Origin of the sequence: Shewanella profunda (assembly GCF_023283765.1) — a bacterium.
GTDB lineage: Bacteria > Pseudomonadota > Gammaproteobacteria > Enterobacterales > Shewanellaceae > Shewanella > Shewanella profunda.
This window is the reverse complement of record NZ_JAKILG010000004.1, coordinates 1-17,661: the sequence shown is the minus strand read 5'-3', so window position 1 is coordinate 17,661 and position 17,661 is coordinate 1. Positions and strand designations below refer to the sequence as shown.

Genomic DNA, 17,661 nt, shown 5'->3' with positions numbered 1-17,661 from the left:
GTGAATATGAAGATCTCACAGGACATGAAAAGAAAATTTGCTTTGGTGAATGCCCTGTCTAAAACGGAGAAGCCAAGTCTCCAAGACCTTCACAAGGCAACAAATATTCCTGAATCAACGATCAAGAGACAGTTGTCTGCCCTGCGTGACGAGTTCGGAATGAATATCTTGTTCGTCAGGGAGTCTACCGGCGAACGAGGTGCCACCGGCTACTACATGCTGACAGACTGGGGGATCTTAGACAGGTCTTCGTTCTTGAACCGGTACGGAAAACTGTAAGGTGCCATAGAGCAGCGCATTGAATGCAAAACCCGCCAATCGGCGGGTTTTTTTATGCTGCCACGGTAGCGGCGGTTGCTGGAGGTTTTTCGGCGTAGTAGGCGATGTTCTTGGTTCGTCTGCTAAGGGTGTCTATGCCGACGATACTCAGCGTTTTGGGAGTGGTATTGCGGGACTCGAAATAATGGAATAGCTGGATCATGCAGCACTTCACCATCAACGGATCGATGTCTTCCAGGTAGATTGAGGCTTCTCTCAATGCTTCGGGACCGTGGTTCTCGATCAGGTTTTCCATCCAGTGAATGGCGTTGATGCCAGAACCACAGCAGGGCTCATAAAAGTCTGCCGAAGACTGTGAGCCAACAATGAGTGACATCAAGCGGCCAATCTCTGGAGGAGTGGGGAAGTAATTGGTGCCCTTCTTGTGGAAGCCAGACATGCTTAGGACGTAACCCAAAACATCGCTGGTGGGGTCGCGCTTAATGGCGGCAGACAGGACGTGAGAGAGCTCGAAGGCGACCGGCTGAAGTTCTTCCGGGATCTCCTCCTTGGCTGGGTATAGGCCAGTCTGCAAGTATGCCCACTGGTCAATAAAGGCCTCAACAAACCGAGATGTGCCCATTCTGTATCGGGACTGCTCGATGAGAGATAAAGCCTTGGATGTAAGTTGCTGTGTTTCTGGTGACATAAGCGCTCCAGTTTGTTCTGACGAAACATTCAAGAGGTAGAAACGAAGAACCCCGCCGAAGCGAGGTTCTTTGCTTTCCTGCCTGATCGCCTTAATGCCGAAGCAAAGACGTCTTGATAAAGTCGGGGCAACCGGACATTTCCCGGTCGATGAAGTCCTGACGTTTCGCCAGCGGCCATTTCATGAACGCCGCGAGCGGGATGCGCTTATTCGTGTTAGTATTGCCTTGCAGCATAACAAAGCTCCTTAATTGCTTGATTGTGTTGTAAGGGCTGCAACGAAGGTCGAAGAGCGATGCGGCCCTTATTTATGATTATTACAGCATCATAAAATAATATCAAGAGACAATAAAACGATACCAAGAAACAAAACTTTCACATGTGAAAGTCTCCCCGCTGTCCACCTCGCACACTCCAAACGCCCAAATAACTTGTCTATCTGCCCAAAATGGGCGCGTAAGCGTCCGATAGAAAGTAATTGTTAGTGAGATATTGACTACACGGAATATGGCTATATCATAGAATCATAAAATGATGCTGTAAAAGTGATATGTATGCCAAAGCAAGCAAATCATCTCCGTTTGAAGAAACCTTGCGCCAACTGTCCATTCCGGAAGGAGGGCGCTATCGAGCTGGCCCCTGGGCGATTAGAAGGCATCATCAACGACATCGTTGAAAACGACATGACGACGTTTCATTGCCACAAGACCGTGCATTCAAAGTCAGGTGGTGAATGGGATGAAGAGGGTAACTATGCACCTTCGGGACAAGAGTCGATGTGTGCCGGTGCTGCGGCTTACTTGATGAAAATAGGCAGGCCGACAGTGGCTATGCGAATTGCCTTTGCGTTTGGTGATGCAAAGGTGTCCGACTGGGACGAAGCTCAAGAGCTGGTTGTCGAGCCTTTGGTACAAGGGGACCGAAATGAGTAAGCGATATGCGGTAGTGCCGCATCCGAAACTGAAACGAGAGTACAAAGGTCGGCTGGTCAGAACTACTCGGGTACTAAAAAACGGCTGGGGGTTGATCCCTCTAGGGGCTGTGGCAACGGTCACGCATCAGTCTCCCAAGGGATCAGAACTGACCTTTGAACCATGCGACTGCTGCGGCCTGAAAGCCATTATCAGTCATGTAAGCATGGACTCCATTGAATTTATCGAACCGATTACTGAGGAAGAAGATGGACGAGAACAAGCTCAACATTGAAACGGTCGATGGGCACAACGAGCTGGTAGTCAGCTTTTTGTCCAGAATGGTAAGCCTGAGTGACGAGGAAAAGCAGACAGTATTGTCCTGCCTTCCGGACACCGGCAAACAAACAATCACCCAGCTCTATGAGGCGCTGCGTTCTCAAGGGCACCAGGATCTTGCAGAGAAAGTCGAACCATACCTCCAGCAGGGGGTGTTTGGGCCGATCTTCGATAACGCCAAGTCCAAGGTGTTCGTTCGGGACGAAGCGCCTTTTTTCCTCATGGATGAAAATCCTTTGAACTGGGATGACGCTAAAGCATTCAATCGCCTACGTATGAGTACGACCTGTGTTCTTGGCCGTGGCGGCTGGACTATCGGTGAGCGCTTTGATGACCGCTTTGATACCGAGGTGGGTGGAACACAGCTTATCGTCACCCAGTCACTCAACGAAAAAGGTGAGATTGAAGGAGGACTTCCTACCTCGATGTCGCTGAATGACTTTGCTGAGTTCCCTAAACAGCCAAGGCCTCCTCAAATAGTCGATTACCAGGAAGACAAGCGATACACGCTTGAGGAAGCGGAAGCTATCCCTGAGCTCGCACCAGTGGTTCAGCGTCTGAAAGAGCGCATCGAAGAGTATGAGGAGAGAAGAGCCCATGATTGACCTGACATGCCGCCTCTGTGCTGGTTCCGGTGTTTATGACTTTTCCCCTTCCAAAGAAACCTGCGGTATGTGCCAAGGGCATGGGAAATTTGCTGACGCCAAAGCAATGCTGGTGGCTGCCATCGAGCTGGCAAAGAAGCAACGCGAGCCTGTCATTGAAGTGGTAATGGGGTTGGTGCTCCAGGGTGTGGATGTTAGAGGGAAGGAGCCTGGAGAGCGGTTCAAGGCTGCTCAGGCCTTTAACGCCCCAGGGCACAACCTATTACGATACGGGTGGGATGCTTGGGAGCTCTATGCCCTCCATGAGGGTGTAAGTCCAGAACTTGCATCGCTTGGCCGAAGTGTGATGCGCGAGTGGCATAGCCATTCATGGGGCCGGTTCAGTGGAGAGGTAGGCTTTAACGCCGCCGAGATCATGATCAAACAGGCCAAAGACAACCCAGAAAAAGCAGAAGAGCGCTGGGCGTTCCTGCTTAGTGAAGAATGGATGGTGGAGTAATTGTCGTGACAGAACAAACCAATAAGAAATTGATGCTGGATGAGTCTCCAGATATGCCCCTGCAATTCAAGTGGAGAAAGTTTGGTGGTGCGATTTTTACTGCCACACAAACAATGGAGCACGTCAAGGAAGGACGTAAGCTCGGGCCGACTCCAGCAGGGATGCTACCTCAAGAAGTGTGGCTGAACCGCCTGATCGCTATGGAAGAAACCCTGCCACGAGGGAAGTTTTTTGACAGATTCCGCCGCCGCGACAAAAACGAGCAGTATGACTTGGCCGCCGATCATCTCCGTCTTGTCGGACAGAAAAAGCGATAGGGGGATAGATGAAAGCCCAGGCATACCCACCATCAGTCATTCGTAAAGGCGCTGTGTTGTACGCAGCCCTTTATTACATCTCTGATGATGATAAAGCAAAGGTCGAGGTTACAGAGTGGATAGTTCGCTCTATTCAGAAACGACGCAACTCAACCAGCGATCAACGCTATGTCAATCTTGCCCAAAAGTTAGATGGGATTACGTGGGGGAAAAGGTCACGGAAGAATGGGGACTTTGGTTGGTTGCCATCTATACCGAGCTGGTGCTTGAAGCAGTTCCGGGAAGGTGGCGAATTGCCTTTTGGCGTTTATACGACGCGACTGGCCGCTCTCAAGTTTGCGAAAGTCAGCTTGCAGGAAGAGGTCCAATATTGCGAGGCCGAGCTGAAAAAGCCTCAGACAGAAGAGGATACTCAGGAACTCCAAGAGGAGCTGGCGGAGAACCAGAGACTTCTGAAAGCTGCTGGAGCAATGGTGAAGCGCGAGCAAAACAAGAAGAAAAGAGGTTGACCAATGTTACCGATCGTCTCCCCCTCCGTAGTAACCAAACAACTTGCGTTCAATCGAGTAGGCGATAAACGCAAGGTTAGGGTTTCGTCCAACTTTTTGGATGTTATGGGGTTCAAGCCAGGTATGGGCATCGCCGTTGAGCCAGGGGAGGGGATGGGCGGTTTTTCGGTGATCCCGGCGACCGATGAACTACAGACACACCAGGTTTATCAGCGCCGGTATCAACCAAAGAGTCGCTCCAACAACCCGCTGGAAACCGTTATTGAGTTTTCTGGACAAGGGCTCATAGATAAGTGCTTCCCTCGCTATACAGAGCGTTTCCACGTCGAAATGCGAAAAGGCCGAGTAGTCTTCACTCCTGTCGCAAACAGAGCCTTTGCCATTGCTGATCGGTTCAGAAAAACCAGCCCTTTCCGTGCCTTTGTGGCATTGACTGGCGGGGTAGACATTCATGTTATGGAAGCGCTTGGCTGGAAGGCTGAGATTGTTTTGGAGCATCGTCCAGTTGAAGCCAGAGACAGAGCATCCGGGCGGAACCTGAGTGAAGTACATGCGCTCAATACGCTGGTGAACAGCTCCCCGCGTATCCTGCTTAATGAAGACATTCATCACCTGGAGCTGGATCGCCTTGGAGCCTTGCTGGCGGAGTGCCCACCAATTGGTTTGGCCCATTACTCGTTGGGGTGTGATGACCACTCAAACGCCAAAAGTCCAAGGGACAAAGAGCGTTCTCTTGAAGATCTCTCCACCATGCTCGACATGGTTTACCCGGCACTAAAACAGATCGAGGTCGTGAACCCTGCCGTCGTGCTGGTGGAAAACGTCCCGAACTTCAAAGCATCCGGAGCCGGGGCGATGATGGGAACGACACTGCGGCGGATGGGGTACTTCCTCACTGAGATGGTCTTGAACGGTCTGGATTTCGGCGCTTACCAGGGGCGAGAACGCTATTACATGGTGGCGTCGGTCTTCCCTGGGTTCGTTCCACCGAAACCTGAGCAGAGAGCTGGTGGACGATTGTGGCCGGTGATCGAGAAGCACCTCGGGGATTGTGCTGACGTCACAGCGTTGAAGTCAATTCAGGCCAGAGAGTCAACTTCTCGCAGGATGCCTGCGTTCTTGACGAGAGAAAGCACCAGTTGCCCGACCATCCTCAAGTCTCAGGATCGTGGGGTAAAGGATGCAGTGTACATCCAAGACGGTGGCCGCATTTACAAGCCATCGGTCGATCTGGTTCAGGAGTTGATGTCGATACCTGATAGCTTTGATGTTTCGTGGATGGCAAAAGAACAAGCGACAGAAACGCTTGGGCAGAGTGTGGATTACAGATTGCATTCAGCGGTCATGGCCGCAGTTCGGGATCACCTGAATGTGAATTGCGGTCGCCATACCGTGGTGCAGCACGGTATCAGAAGTAAGGAAGGTAGATAATGGCAGTCATTTACTACGGCGAAGGAACCCATGACGCCGGTTTCGTCGGGTTCCGTGTCGCACGAACAGTTGGGGTGGCGGATGATTACCGGCAAGAATACTTCTCCTTGAGAGAGTATTCCTACGCAACAGCTCACCGGCTGGCCTACAGCTTGGACCGAAAGTGGGAAGCTGAGGCAGAAGAGGTGAAGCGTCAGAATAAGACTTGTAAGCGGCGTCGCAACTCCGGGCCAAACATCATTGCTGAGGGGCTGAGGGCTTATATCAGCATCGAGAACCGGAGCCGGATGGGGGTGAAGAGAACCTACTTCGCGCCTTGTTTTCTCGTCACAAAGCCAGGCTACGGCAATGGGGATATTGCTTTCAGGATTTCCACTCATGGCTACGCAGAAGCCTACGAAAAGGCGGTGGAAAAATATTGTGAGATCCATGATTTGACGGATGAGCAGTATGTTGAGTTGCTTGACCGTATGCCGAGTACAGAGGTGTTCACTGGATACCTGCTGAATGCTCTTTTAATGCGCGGCCATCGCGCCACAAAAGCGGAGATATTGAGTAAGCTGGGTGCTGCGAAGAATGAAGAGGACATCACCAATGGCAAAGGGAAAAGCGGCCAGAACAGAGTGCGTTGCCCAGAGTATCGGTGGGCGCAATAACAGCGCCACCAGCTTTTGGGATCGTATTTTAACAGTTGAGGAGACGGCCTCGCTCATTGGTGTCAGGATCTCTGAGCTCAAAGACGCGATTGCTCGTGGCGAACGGCGGACGACAACTCGGAAGTCAGCTATGACTTTGATGTCATCCCTGGAGGCCTATTTAGGTTTGGGAGTCTTGCATTATCCGGCGGTTATTGCCGTGGAAATTCGGATGTTCAAACCATGTTTTAAAGAAATGTACTAACCGAGGGAAAATTGTGAAAAAAATCATAATGGCGTTAGCAACTATTATGCTTCTTTCGGGGTGTGATAATCATCAAGACGGTATGATAACCACCCATGATGCGTATCGTATGAGCCAAGAGCTTTTCCCTACCCCTATTCGTGAGAAGCTAAAGACAATACTGGAGGATTCTAAAACCTTTGGTATGACCGAATATCAAGAGTTAGATTTGGCTATACAAAAAAATTGCGATGGAACTGATTACACATGGCGCGATTACGCAAGTTTACTGCCGACGAAAATCATAGCTTTTGTCATTCCTGGTTGGAATAGCTTTGCTGTTATGAGCAGTCCTGAGATATTGCTCGTTAGACAGATTGATGCGGCAAACACCTGCGTTTTCAATCCATTGACCAAGTACATCGAAGAATGAGTGTTTAGAGTCGTTAAAGGAGGAAAATTCATGACCGTACCGTTATGGGAGGCACAGAGAATGCTTCATAAAGAAGGCGAGCAAGCAATTAGATTCTCTGTCCACAAATACAACCCTTACAATAATGAGCGTAAAACCACTCTCGAAGAGGCGGTCCGATGCCTTGCGTTTCAGTCTCGCTTTGCTGGAACGCACTCATTTGTCGATAGCGAAACCAAAGAGCCGATGCACTTACAAATTGATATAGCATCAAAAACAGATGTTCCTATGCTTGGCATGTTCCTGTCAGTCTACATTTCGGATGGAAAAGAAAAGTACCTGTCTCAATTTATTGTAAGCGAATCAAGGTCGCACTACTTTTTCCTAGATTTTAGCTTGGCAGCAGCTAAAGCCAAATCCATAGAAGTATAAAGGAAGGTGAAATCTGGGGCGGAATTATGTTTTTTGATAACAAAGTAGAATCTCACTCGCTTGTAATTGGAGCCAGCGGGAAGGGTAAATCGGTCTTTTCCGAACAAGATGGGATTTGGTGTGGACAAGATAGATCGGCAAAGTTGGCTCGTTAAATTCAGGCGAGCGAAGTGTCAGGACACTTTAGACACAATGCGGGATGCGGCCATTGGCTTTGTTGCTTAAATCGATGGAACTAAATCAAGAAGCTACGATCTGATCGGCTACACCCATTAATCGTCGTAGCCTCATGCCTAAACCTCGTTACAAAACAACTAACTGGACGCAGTACAACAAAGCCTTAATAAACCGTGGTTCTCTGACCTTTTGGATTGATGAGGAAGCGATAGCCGAGTGGAAGCAAAACAAACAAGGCAAGCGCGGCAGACCTCGCCAATTCAGCGACTTAGCCATTACTACTGCACTGATGGTGAAACGCATATTCTCTATGCCGTTGAGAGCACTGCAAGGATTTCTAGACTCGGTATTTAAGCTGGCTAACATCCCGCTAGTTTGTCCCCACTACACCTGTATAAGCCGTCGAGCTAAGGAAGTTGAGGTTTCATTTAAAACTAAAACCAGAGGTGCGATACAACACCTAGCCATTGATGCCACTGGCCTCAAGGTTTATGGCGAAGGCGAATGGAAGGTCAAGAAGCATGGTACTGACGGGAAGCGTAGGGTTTGGCGTAAGCTGCATATCGCAGTAGATACTAGCACCCACGAAATAGTCGCAGCAGAGCTGAGCTTATCTAACGTAACCGATGCCGAAGTACTTCCCAACTTGCTTAAGCAGACACGTCGTAAAATCATTGAGATATCAGGCGATGGTGCTTATGACACAAGGAATTGCCATGATGCCATACGGCTCAAGCGAGCTGTTCCGCTCATTCCGCCACGAGAAGGGGCAGCCTTCTGGGAACGAGGACATCCTCGCAACTTAGCAGTGGGTTGCCAGAAGCTCTACGGCTCTAACAAGAAATGGAAAAAGCGGTATGGTTATCATAAGCGCTCGCTCTCAGAGACAGCAATGTATCGGGTAAAACAGTTGTTAGGTGGGAAATTAAGCTTGAGGGACTACAACGCTCAAGTTGGTGAGACTTACGCTATGATCAAAGCGCTGAACAAGCTTACAGGGCTAGGTATGCCTGAAACTCAGTATGTTGTTTAAGAACTGAACAACATGGGGCTACCATGTCTTCTCATCGAATTAAGCAACAAAGCCTTTTCGGCGCGTTATTGGTGCTGCTGTGCGACCTGATTGGCCGCGTGATTATCTTCCCGTATGAAGTTCCGATTTCTATGATCATCAGTATTTTTGGTGGCGTGGCGTTTATTGCGCTGATTCTGCGAGGCCAGCGCCATGCACGATAAACTCAAACTCAAACTCACACTGCTGATTGTGCTGGCGATGGTGTTTGCCGCTGCATTCATCGGTGTCGGCCTGACGCCGGACAACTATCAGTATTTCTTGTCGCGCCGCGTGCCGAAAGTGCTGGCGATTGTGCTGGCGAGTATTGCGATTGCGCAGTCGTCGCTGGCATTTCAAACCATCACCCACAACCGCATCCTCACACCGAGCATCATGGGTTTTGATTCCTTGTATCTGTTTGTACAGGTGGGGATTGTGGCGCTGTTTGGCGGCCTGAGCAGCTTTGCGATGAATGCCTACCTCAACTTCTCGTTGTCGGTTGCGGCGATGCTGGGCTTTTCAACTGTGCTGTTTACGTTCTATTTCAGCAAAGAGAAGCGCAACCTGATTGCGTTGTTGCTGCTGGGTGTGATTCTGGGGCAGTTGTTCTCCAACATCGCATCTTTCCTCATCATGTTGATGGACCCGAACGATTTTGCGTCGGTGCAGGCGAATATGTTTGCCAGCTTCAACAACGTCAAAGTCAGCCTGGTTTATTTTGTTGCGCCATTACTACTGCTGGTCGCGTATCTGCTGTTTCGCATGCACCGCGTGCTGGATGTGTTTTGGTTGGACAACGATAACGCCGTCAGTCTCGGGGTAGATGTGCGTAAAACTACGCGTAATGTGTTGATGTTGAGCGCAGTGCTGATCTCGATTTCCACCGCACTGATTGGTCCGATCATGTTCTTTGGCATTCTGGTCACCAACCTGACGCGCGAATGGTTTAAATCCTATCAGCATCGCGTGCTGCTGATTGCCTGTTCGGCGATGTCGGTGTTTGCGCTGCTGGCAGGGCAGTGGATCGTAGAAAAAGTGTTCCAATTTGGCACCACACTCAGCGTCATCATCAACTTTGTTGGTGGCATCTATTTCCTTTCTCTTCTGATTCGTAACAAAGTGGTCTAGCAATGATTCAACTCGATAAACTGACGAAAATATTTGGGCAACAAGCGGTGGTGAAAGACGCCAGTGCTGAGTTCGAAAAAGGTAAGGTCACGTCAATCATCGGGCCCAACGGCGCGGGTAAAAGTACGCTGCTCTCAATGGCGAGCCGACTGGTGAATCGCGATGAAGGTAAAGTGTGGATCGACAGCAAAGAGCTGGTGGATTGGGACACCAAAGCACTGGCGAAAAAGTTGTCGGTGCTGCGTCAGGCCAACACGCTGACGATGCGTTTCACTGTACGAGAGCTGGTTTCATTCGGCCGTTTTCCTTATTCGCAGGGCAAACTGGATGCGCGTGATCAGCAAGTGATCGACCAGTCGATTGAGTATCTCGATCTGCAGAGCATTCAGAACAAGTATCTGGATGAGCTAAGTGGCGGTCAGCGTCAGTTGGCGTTCATTGCCATGGTGATTGCCCAAGATACCGACTATGTGTTTCTGGATGAGCCGCTGAATAACCTCGACATCAAACACTCGTTGCAAATCATGGCGACGATTCAACGCTTGGCGCACGAGCTCAATAAAGCGGTGGTCGTGGTGATTCACGACATCAACTTTGCGTCGTGCTATTCCGATTGCATTATTGCGCTGAAGAAAGGCAAAGTGGTGGCGACGGGCAGTGTGGAAGAGGTGATACGGGAAGAGGTTTTGGGCGATATCTACGAAACGCCGTTCCGCGTGCTTGAGATTGAAGGCAAGCGCATGTGTTTGTATCACACGCACTGATGCCCGATTAATCCGATTGTTTTGCCATAAAAGCCTGCGGTGATTGACCAAAGGCTTTTTTAAATGCCGCGGTAAAATTGGACGGGTGATGATAACCCGCTTCATACGCCGCTTCAGTAATGGTGACGTAGCCACGCTCCAACTGCTGGCGCGCGTTATTGAGGCGTCGCTGGCGCACATAGTTCGCCACCGTCATGCCCATCTGCTGCTTGAATTTGCGTTGCAGATTTGATGTGCTCATTGCCATTTGCTGCGCCAGTGCATCGAGCGATAACTCCTCGTAAAGATGCTGATCGAGAAAATGCACGATCTGTCCCATTTGCGAACAGTAACTGCGAGCCTCGCTGGTCGTTTGTTCATGATTGAGTGGCTCAAGTTGTTCAACCGTTTTGAGCACCAAATCAATCGCGGCGTGCTCAAGGTGCAAGGTTTCTAACAGAGTCTGCGGTTTGGGTGTTGCCAGTATTCGGCGTACGCCGCTCACCATCTCTTCACTTAATGTCAGATGGCAAAACGCTTTGTCTTGCTGGATAAACTGCGTTAGCGGGCAGGGCTTGTGAATGCGTTTACTCAGCCACGCCTGATCCAGAATGATGTTGAGTTTAACGACGTGATTGTCCTTTTGCAGACGGCGGCGAAAGCTCGCTGGCTGAGTGAAATTGACAATTACGCCCTGAGCCTGTTTACCCGCCTCTAAATTAAACTCCAAATCGTCATAGCCAAAAATCAAACTGCCTTCAAGCAGCAACGTAATGATGACCGATGCAGGCGTCGTAGCGACCACATTGGAGTTCGTCAGCTCGTGGCTTATTCCGCCATGCAGCATAAATGCGCCTTCGTTGGCGTAGTTGATGTAAGATCCTTCCGCCAGTGCGGCCGCCTGTCGCTGGCCGTGGCTAATAATAATCTGCTTATCATCCTGCTGCAGTTTTCGGGTCATCGTGACCTTTTTCGGAATCATTTCCTGACGTTGACTGAGTGACATACGGTTATTTCTCATAAGCGTTATGCGATTTTGCATAACCTATTCATCTTCTCATTCTGAGTGCGTCACTCTACCATACTTGCGAATTATTATCATTTGTATTTTCATAACTAAAATATAAGGAATGTAAGAAAATGCGTTCTATTCACAAGTCAGTGGTATGTTTGGCGATCAGTGCGGCGCTGAGCAATATGGCTTTTGCCCAGCAAGAAGAGACTCAGACCGACAATGTTGTGGTGTGGGGAACCAAAGTGTCCAGTAGCTCAGAATCTCTGGGTACGGATGATTTGTCAGTCAAGCAGGCTGACCATATGTCCGACCTGCTGCGTGATATTCTTGGTGTGGATGTCGGCGGCACACATTCAGTCAACCAGCGTATCAACATTCGTGGTCTGAACGAAACGGACCTGGATATTCGTCTTGATGGTGCTTCACAACACGCCAACATGTTCCACCACATCGGCAACCTGACTCTTAACCCAGACATTCTGAAATCGGCCGATATTCAGGTTGGTAACAACTCGGTGACGCAAAGTGGTCTTGGCGGTGCGGTGTATTTTGAAACCAAGAACGCGAAAGATCTGCTGCGCGGTGACGAACAATTCGGTGTACGCGTTTTTGGCGGCTACAACTCGAACGCCAGCGAGCAAGGTTCGGTAACCGTTTATGGTCAGCTGAGCGACGATGTTGATGCCATGTTGTACGCACAAGGCATTGCTCGTGACAATTTTGAAGACGGCAATGGCGATGAAACCTTTGGCGTTAAGGGCGATACCTACAACATTCTGGGTAAAGTGGGCTATGAACCTGCGGCCGGCCACCGTTTCCAGCTAGCTTATGACCTGTATCGCGATGAAGGTGATTACAGCCCGCGCCCGGACATGAACGGTTCAGCGAACACCAACCTGACTGCTGATGACCTGCTGCCAACCAAATACAACCGTGACACTGTCACTGCGTCATACAAACTGACCAAAGAGAAACACAGCGGTACGGTAACGCTGTACAGCAGCGAAACCGAAATCGAACGTGACGAAAGCAAAGTGACCGGTCGTTGGCCGCGTCCGAAAGATACCAATACGGCGACCAACCGTAACGTGGGTCTGAACGCGAAGTTCCAGTCGGATTACCAATTGCTGAACCTGGACAACCGCGTGGTCTACGGTGCCGATGTCGTCGATCAAACCAGTAAGAGCTCTTACGCCGGTTCGTCTTACATGGATGAATCTCGCCTGTCGAACGCTATTTTTGCTGAGAACACCCTGTCACTGACCGAGAGCTGGAACATTACCGCTGGTCTGCGTTACGACGACGTGAAGCGCAAAGCGGTGAATGAAACCAACAACTTCGATGACGTGACCTGGTCTCTGGGCACCGAATGGGCAGTGAATTCAGACTGGACGCTGTTTGCCAATGCTCGCTCGCTGTTTAAAGCGCCTGAGCTGTTGGAAACCTTCGTGATGTATCAACAGACATCTTATTTGGCGGATGACATCAAAGCAGAAACCGGTCTGAACACTCAGGGTGGTGTACGCTTTGACAAGCGCATTGATGATCACTTTGTGGCTGCGAACCTGACGGTATTCCGCACCGAAATCGACGATTACATCATGCAAACCTGGGATAGCGCGGTAGACGGCTATCGCTTTGAAAATACAGGTGATGTAGTGATTAAAGGTTTTGAAGTGAGTGCGACCTACGCATACCAAGCGTTCAGCTCTCGCCTGTCTTACTCACGTTCAGACACCGAAGACAAATCAACCGGCGGTCCGATGCTGGATGCCAACGGCCGCAGCGCCGACATGGGCGACAGCATTGCTCTGAACCTGGGCTATCACGCGGATTCAATCGATACCTTGTTTGGCTGGACGTCAATCGTGGTGCTGGATGAAACCAATGTGGAAGAGAACAGCGATAAGAAAGAAGGGTATGACACGCACAACCTGTATGCGCAGTGGATGCCTTACGCCGTGCCTGACCTGACGGTAACCTTCGGTATCGACAACATCTTTGATGAACTGTACGTATCACACGCATCACGCACTGGCGCGAATGCCCGCGCAGGTGCCATGGATGATTACGAACCGGGTCGCAGCTTCAAGATTTCCGCATCTTACCAGTTCTAACCCTTTTGCCCGCTGCGAGGCGGGCAACATCAAGGATATTTTATGCAATACCAATCTAAAGCCGAATTACGTTCTGAACATGTCGCCAAATACCTTGTCACCTTGTGTCGTCACTTTGCCCGTAAAGTGCCGGCCAGCTGGGATGAAGTACAAGGCCGCGTGGAATTTCCATCCGGTGTGACAACGCTTTCACTCGATGATGAACAGCAGTGCCTGATCTTCGTCTGCCAGAGTGACAGTGCCGAGAAAGTCGCCGTGCAGCAGTCGATCATCAATGAACACATTGTCATGTTCGCGCGTCGTGAACCGATCACACTCGACTGGAATGAGATTCTGGTTGCATAAAATACAAAATATTATTCATAACAACATCAGCTAAGCTAGGCAACAAGGGCTCCTTCAGCAATGACGGAGCTTTTTTTATTCACTGAACTGTGATTGATAGAAATATTTCCAACCTCAAAAAAAATCAATCATTGTCAAAGATCAACAAAAAAACGTTTCCATCACATAAAAGACTAAAACAAAGTTGAAAGATTCAAAAATTATTGAATAATGGGAGTCTGTAAATGGAGAAGCGCAGGCTTCGAACTCTCAGTCGGAAACAGGATACAACCCCATGTCGAACTCGTATGTGTTGGTCATCAACTCAGGTAGCTCCTCACTTAAATTCGCAGTCATTGATTCAAAGAGCGGTGATGCTTTGGTGTCGGGTCTTGGCGAATGTTTTGGTTTGCCGGAAGCGGTCATCAGCTGGAAATATCAGGGTCAGAAAACCGAAGAAGCGATTCCTGCTGGCGGGAACCATCACAAATACGCAGTCAACCGCGTGGTGGCACTGCTTGAAACGCTGGGCCTAAGTTCTAAGTTTGTCGCTGTGGGTCACCGTATCGTTGCAGGTGGCGAAACCTTTAAAGAAACGGTTCGTGTGAATGAGTCTGTGATTGCTGACGTTGAAAGTCTTGCTGAACTGGCACCTCTGCACAACAAAGCCAATGCGGCGGGTATGCGCGCTGCGATGGAAGCATTCCCGAATCTGCCTCAATTTGCTGTTTTCGACACGGCTTTCCACCAAACCATGCCAGAGAAAGCGTTCGTTTACGCGCTGCCATACGAGCTGTACCAAGAGCACAAAGTTCGTCGTTATGGCGCACACGGCACAAGCCACTACTACGTGAGCCGTGAAGCTGCGAAAGCCATCAACAAACCCGTTGAAGAAAGCAACTTCATTACTGTTCACCTTGGTAACGGCGCGTCGGTCAGTGCCATTAAAAATGGTCAATGTATCGACACCAGCATGGGCTTAACACCGCTTGCTGGCCTGATGATGGGCACACGTTGTGGTGATTTGGACCCAAGCGTGATTGAATTCTTGTTCCGCAAAGGCTGGAAACAAGAAGAACTGTTTGAAATGCTGAACAAAAAATCAGGTTTCCTCGGCGTGTCTGGCATCACCAGCGATGCTCGTGGCGTGCTGGAAGCGATGGACAACGGCAACCCACGTGCCAAACTGGCGTTTGATATCTTTACTTACCGCGTGGCCAAATACATCGGTTCATACATGGTCGCGATTGGTGAAGAAGTGGATGCCATTGTGTTCACCGGTGGTATTGGTGAAAACTCACTGCCAATTCGCAGTGAAATCCTGAAGTATCTAAAAGTATTTGGCTACCAAGAAGACGAAGCTGGCAATGCGGCAGCGCGCTTTGGTCAGTCAGGTACTGTGACGACAGCCGAGTCTAAACTGGCGATGGTGATTCCAACCAATGAAGAATTCGTGATTGCTCAACAATCAGTCGCGATGTTGTAATCGTTTAGTTTGCTCCACACTCTGACGATGCTTAAGCGAACCTTCGGGTTCGCTTTTTTTATTCTTGATTCTGGATAGACCAACGTAAGGTAAGCACGTGGCGACACATCGATTACTCACTACATCGGCTTCTGCAACTCATTTTTGTTGCCCTAAGATAGCGAGGTTAGTGTTGGCTTGGTTATGCCCCAAAGCGAGTTGACCCATTGTCTGTGGCGCAGTCAAACCCAGACTTTCTCGCCTAGGAGTTTTCATCCAATTTACTTAAATTTTGCAATTCTTTGAAATGCCTAAAAGCTGGACCGGCATACAGTCATATTGAAATCATGACGATCACATCCCAACTTCGTGCGTGTTTTCACATTTCAATATGAGAAAATTTTATTAAAATCATGCAATTATAAAACCTATGGGGTAGATAATAGGTTTGGGAAACGCACATGCGCGTTTTTCCAGATGGTGAATTTAGCAAAATGCTGATAAGTTCATTACATACAAATAGTTAACTGTGCGCGTTTTCACTGGTCCAACAAGGTAAACGCGCATGCGCACGAATAAAATGTTATGTGACTGATTAAATAAGATTTTTTAAATGAACAAAACTATAACTAAAGCGCACGTTCAAAGCGTACTAGATAGTGCGCAGGCTTTACCCATGAATGAAGCGCTAAGCTACCTAACTAATGAGCTCTACGATGAGAACGAAATTGCTTGGGAGCACTTTGACACAATGCTAGAAATGTACAAAGAGAATCGGGCGAGCCTTACTGCAGAGTATATTTGCGTAAACTTTCTGTTGGGCTGTGGTGAAAGTGAAGAACTGAAAAATTCTTGGGTCGATTAAATATCTAATTTGAATATCCTATTTCTTGAGTAGTGGAGCAGCGAGGAACCTCAGCCACATAACAAAGCGTTTAAGACAGATTCGCAACGCGGGGCACTTTTGGTATTAGTCAGCTTTTGTGTTTACGGTACAATGGGTTAAGTTCGGTGGTCGTGTTGCTCACTACTTAACGCGGCGTTATAGGGCTTACGTAAAATTATACTTCGACTATGAATTAGAGATAAATAGGGACATATGAAAGACCGTATGAGTGTAAAAAAATGCTTTGATTCGGTGTTTAAAGCTACTAGGGAATGTATAGCTATAGGGCTGTGGATTAGTGTTTTCGTTGAAGTGTTTGTAACGGATATTGGCGATGTTGTAGTTGCTTCTTACCCACGTGCGCAGTTCTTATTCGACTTCTCCTTGCTAATTGTACTGGCTTTGTTGCGTAATTCGATGGAACTAAATCTGGAAGTTACGATCTGATCAGCTACACCCATCAATCGTCGTAGCCTCATGCCTAAACCTCGTTACAAAACAACTAACTGGAAGCAGTACAATAAAGCCTTAATCAACCGTGGCTCTCTGACCTTTTGGATTGATGAGGAAGCGATAGCCGAGTGGAAGCAAAACAAACAAGGCAAGCGTGGTAGGCCTCGCCGATTCAGCGACTTAGCCATTACTACCGCACTGATGGTGAAACGCGTTTTCTCTATGCCATTGAGAGCGCTGCAAGGTTTTCTAGACTCAGTGTTTAAGCTGGCTAACATCCCGCTTGTTTGCCCACACTACACCTGTATAAGCCGCCGAGCCAAGGAAGTTGAGGTTTCATTTAAAACCAAAACCAGAGGTGCAATACAACATCTGGCCATTGATGCCACTGGCCTCAAGGTTTATGGTGAAGGTGAATGGAAGGTCAAGAAGCATGGTACTGATGGGAAGCGCAGAGTCTGGCGTAAACTGCATATCGCAGTAGATACAAGCACCCACGAAATAGTCGCAGCAGAGCTGAGCTTATCTAATGTAACCGATGCCGAAGTGCTCCCCAACTTACTCAAGCAGACACGTCGTAAAATCATTGAGATATCAGGCGATGGTGCTTATGACACGAGGAATTGCCATGACGCCATACGAATCAAGCGAGCGATTCCGCTTATCCCGCCACGAGAAGGGGCAGCCTTCTGGGAGCAAGGACACCCTCGCAATTTAGCAGTTAGTTGTCAGAAGCTCTACGGCTCCAACCAGAAGTGGAAAAAGCGTTATGGCTATCATAAACGCTCGCTATCAGAGACAGCAATGTATCGAGTGAAACAGTTGTTAGGTGGGAAATTAAGCCTGAGGAACTACAACGCTCAAGTTGGTGAGACTTACGCTATGATCAAAGCGCTGAACAAGCTTACAGGGCTTGGTATGCCTGAAACTCAGTATATCGTTTAAGAATTAAGCACGATGGGGTAGGCATGGCTTCTCTCTGAATTAAGCAACAAAGCC

The 17,661-nt window shown here is 48.9% G+C and carries 23 protein-coding genes and 1 pseudogene; 22 read left to right on the top strand and 2 right to left on the bottom strand.

The window, feature by feature from the left end:
* Positions 1-6: 6 nt before the first annotated feature.
* Positions 7-279: a helix-turn-helix domain-containing protein gene (locus L2744_RS03050; protein WP_000703827.1), complete on the top strand. Its 273-nt coding sequence runs from the start codon at positions 7-9 to the stop codon at positions 277-279.
* Positions 280-331: 52 nt separating this feature from the next.
* Here L2744_RS03050 and L2744_RS03045 read toward each other — a convergent pair whose 3' ends face one another.
* Positions 332-967, bottom strand: coding sequence for an N-6 DNA methylase (locus L2744_RS03045; RefSeq protein WP_000074431.1), 636 nt, complete (start codon positions 965-967; stop codon positions 332-334).
* A gap of 94 nt (positions 968-1,061) precedes the next feature.
* Here L2744_RS03045 and L2744_RS21685 point away from each other — a divergent pair, with 94 nt between their 5' ends.
* From L2744_RS21685 to vctC, 16 genes and pseudogenes are all read left to right on the top strand, one after another.
* A complete protein-coding gene (locus L2744_RS21685) occupies positions 1,062-1,217 on the top strand; it encodes a hypothetical protein (protein WP_011742537.1) in 156 nt (51 codons plus the stop codon).
* A gap of 303 nt (positions 1,218-1,520) precedes the next feature.
* Positions 1,521-1,898 carry a hypothetical protein gene (locus L2744_RS03035; protein ID WP_001125904.1) on the top strand — a complete coding sequence of 126 codons (378 nt, stop codon included), beginning with the start codon at positions 1,521-1,523 and terminating at the stop codon, positions 1,896-1,898.
* Complete coding sequence (locus L2744_RS03030; protein WP_000044823.1) at positions 1,891-2,172, top strand: hypothetical protein; 282 nt, start codon at positions 1,891-1,893, stop codon at positions 2,170-2,172. Before L2744_RS03035 ends, L2744_RS03030 begins: the two co-directional genes overlap by 8 nt.
* A complete protein-coding gene (locus L2744_RS03025; protein WP_000344149.1) occupies positions 2,147-2,821 on the top strand; it encodes a hypothetical protein in 675 nt (224 codons plus the stop codon). Before L2744_RS03030 ends, L2744_RS03025 begins: the two co-directional genes overlap by 26 nt.
* The gene (locus L2744_RS03020; protein WP_000566442.1) at positions 2,814-3,320 is read left to right on the top strand and encodes a hypothetical protein; all 507 of its coding nucleotides are present in this window, start codon (positions 2,814-2,816) and stop codon (positions 3,318-3,320) included. The genes L2744_RS03025 and L2744_RS03020 overlap by 8 nt, the downstream gene beginning before the upstream one ends.
* A gap of 5 nt (positions 3,321-3,325) precedes the next feature.
* Positions 3,326-3,637, top strand: coding sequence for a hypothetical protein (locus tag L2744_RS03015; RefSeq protein ID WP_002210541.1), 312 nt, complete (start codon positions 3,326-3,328; stop codon positions 3,635-3,637).
* Between the two features lie 8 nt (positions 3,638-3,645).
* Positions 3,646-4,146 carry a hypothetical protein gene (locus tag L2744_RS03010; RefSeq protein WP_000647189.1) on the top strand — a complete coding sequence of 167 codons (501 nt, stop codon included), beginning with the start codon at positions 3,646-3,648 and terminating at the stop codon, positions 4,144-4,146.
* A gap of 3 nt (positions 4,147-4,149) precedes the next feature.
* Positions 4,150-5,577: a DNA cytosine methyltransferase gene (locus tag L2744_RS03005; RefSeq protein WP_168993206.1), complete on the top strand. Its 1,428-nt coding sequence runs from the start codon at positions 4,150-4,152 to the stop codon at positions 5,575-5,577.
* Entirely contained in the window at positions 5,577-6,233 is a 657-nt protein-coding gene (locus tag L2744_RS03000) for a hypothetical protein (RefSeq protein WP_151819893.1), read from the top strand. The genes L2744_RS03005 and L2744_RS03000 overlap by 1 nt, the downstream gene beginning before the upstream one ends.
* Positions 6,172-6,477 (top strand): hypothetical protein, encoded by a 306-nt coding sequence (locus L2744_RS02995; RefSeq protein ID WP_248990660.1) that lies wholly within the window; start codon positions 6,172-6,174, stop codon positions 6,475-6,477. The genes L2744_RS03000 and L2744_RS02995 overlap by 62 nt, the downstream gene beginning before the upstream one ends.
* A gap of 13 nt (positions 6,478-6,490) precedes the next feature.
* Complete coding sequence (locus tag L2744_RS02990) at positions 6,491-6,889, top strand: hypothetical protein (RefSeq protein ID WP_151819894.1); 399 nt, start codon at positions 6,491-6,493, stop codon at positions 6,887-6,889.
* A gap of 30 nt (positions 6,890-6,919) precedes the next feature.
* Positions 6,920-7,300 (top strand): hypothetical protein, encoded by a 381-nt coding sequence (locus L2744_RS02985; RefSeq protein WP_248990659.1) that lies wholly within the window; start codon positions 6,920-6,922, stop codon positions 7,298-7,300.
* A gap of 289 nt (positions 7,301-7,589) precedes the next feature.
* On the top strand, positions 7,590-8,510 hold the full coding sequence (locus tag L2744_RS02980; RefSeq protein ID WP_012196880.1) for an IS5 family transposase: 921 nt from the start codon (positions 7,590-7,592) through the stop codon (positions 8,508-8,510).
* Positions 8,511-8,563: 53 nt separating this feature from the next.
* Positions 8,564-8,713 (top strand): annotated as a pseudogene (locus L2744_RS02975) (iron chelate uptake ABC transporter family permease subunit); the annotation flags it as partial.
* Complete coding sequence (gene vctG, locus L2744_RS02970) at positions 8,703-9,659, top strand: iron chelate uptake ABC transporter permease subunit VctG (protein WP_248990658.1); 957 nt, start codon at positions 8,703-8,705, stop codon at positions 9,657-9,659. The pseudogene L2744_RS02975 and the gene vctG, both read left to right, overlap by 11 nt.
* A 2-nt stretch (positions 9,660-9,661) precedes the next feature.
* Positions 9,662-10,423, top strand: a complete 762-nt coding sequence (gene vctC, locus L2744_RS02965; protein WP_020328205.1) for an iron chelate ABC transporter ATP-binding protein VctC — start codon at positions 9,662-9,664, stop codon at positions 10,421-10,423.
* A gap of 7 nt (positions 10,424-10,430) precedes the next feature.
* On the opposite strand, the gene L2744_RS02960 is transcribed toward vctC, so the two are convergent.
* Positions 10,431-11,444: an AraC family transcriptional regulator gene (locus L2744_RS02960; RefSeq protein ID WP_248990657.1), complete on the bottom strand. Its 1,014-nt coding sequence runs from the start codon at positions 11,442-11,444 to the stop codon at positions 10,431-10,433.
* A gap of 98 nt (positions 11,445-11,542) precedes the next feature.
* Here L2744_RS02960 and L2744_RS02955 point away from each other — a divergent pair, with 98 nt between their 5' ends.
* From L2744_RS02955 to L2744_RS02935, 5 genes are all read left to right on the top strand, one after another.
* Positions 11,543-13,534, top strand: a complete 1,992-nt coding sequence (locus L2744_RS02955) for a TonB-dependent siderophore receptor (protein ID WP_248990656.1) — start codon at positions 11,543-11,545, stop codon at positions 13,532-13,534.
* A 42-nt stretch (positions 13,535-13,576) separates the two neighbouring features.
* On the top strand, positions 13,577-13,879 hold the full coding sequence (locus L2744_RS02950; protein WP_032079807.1) for a DUF2218 domain-containing protein: 303 nt from the start codon (positions 13,577-13,579) through the stop codon (positions 13,877-13,879).
* A gap of 274 nt (positions 13,880-14,153) precedes the next feature.
* Positions 14,154-15,344 (top strand): acetate/propionate family kinase, encoded by a 1,191-nt coding sequence (locus L2744_RS02945; RefSeq protein ID WP_172558258.1) that lies wholly within the window; start codon positions 14,154-14,156, stop codon positions 15,342-15,344.
* Between the two features lie 592 nt (positions 15,345-15,936).
* A complete protein-coding gene (locus L2744_RS02940) occupies positions 15,937-16,188 on the top strand; it encodes a hypothetical protein (protein ID WP_248990655.1) in 252 nt (83 codons plus the stop codon).
* Positions 16,189-16,686: 498 nt separating this feature from the next.
* On the top strand, positions 16,687-17,607 hold the full coding sequence (locus L2744_RS02935) for an IS5 family transposase (RefSeq protein WP_005398056.1): 921 nt from the start codon (positions 16,687-16,689) through the stop codon (positions 17,605-17,607).
* Positions 17,608-17,661 lie beyond the last annotated feature (54 nt).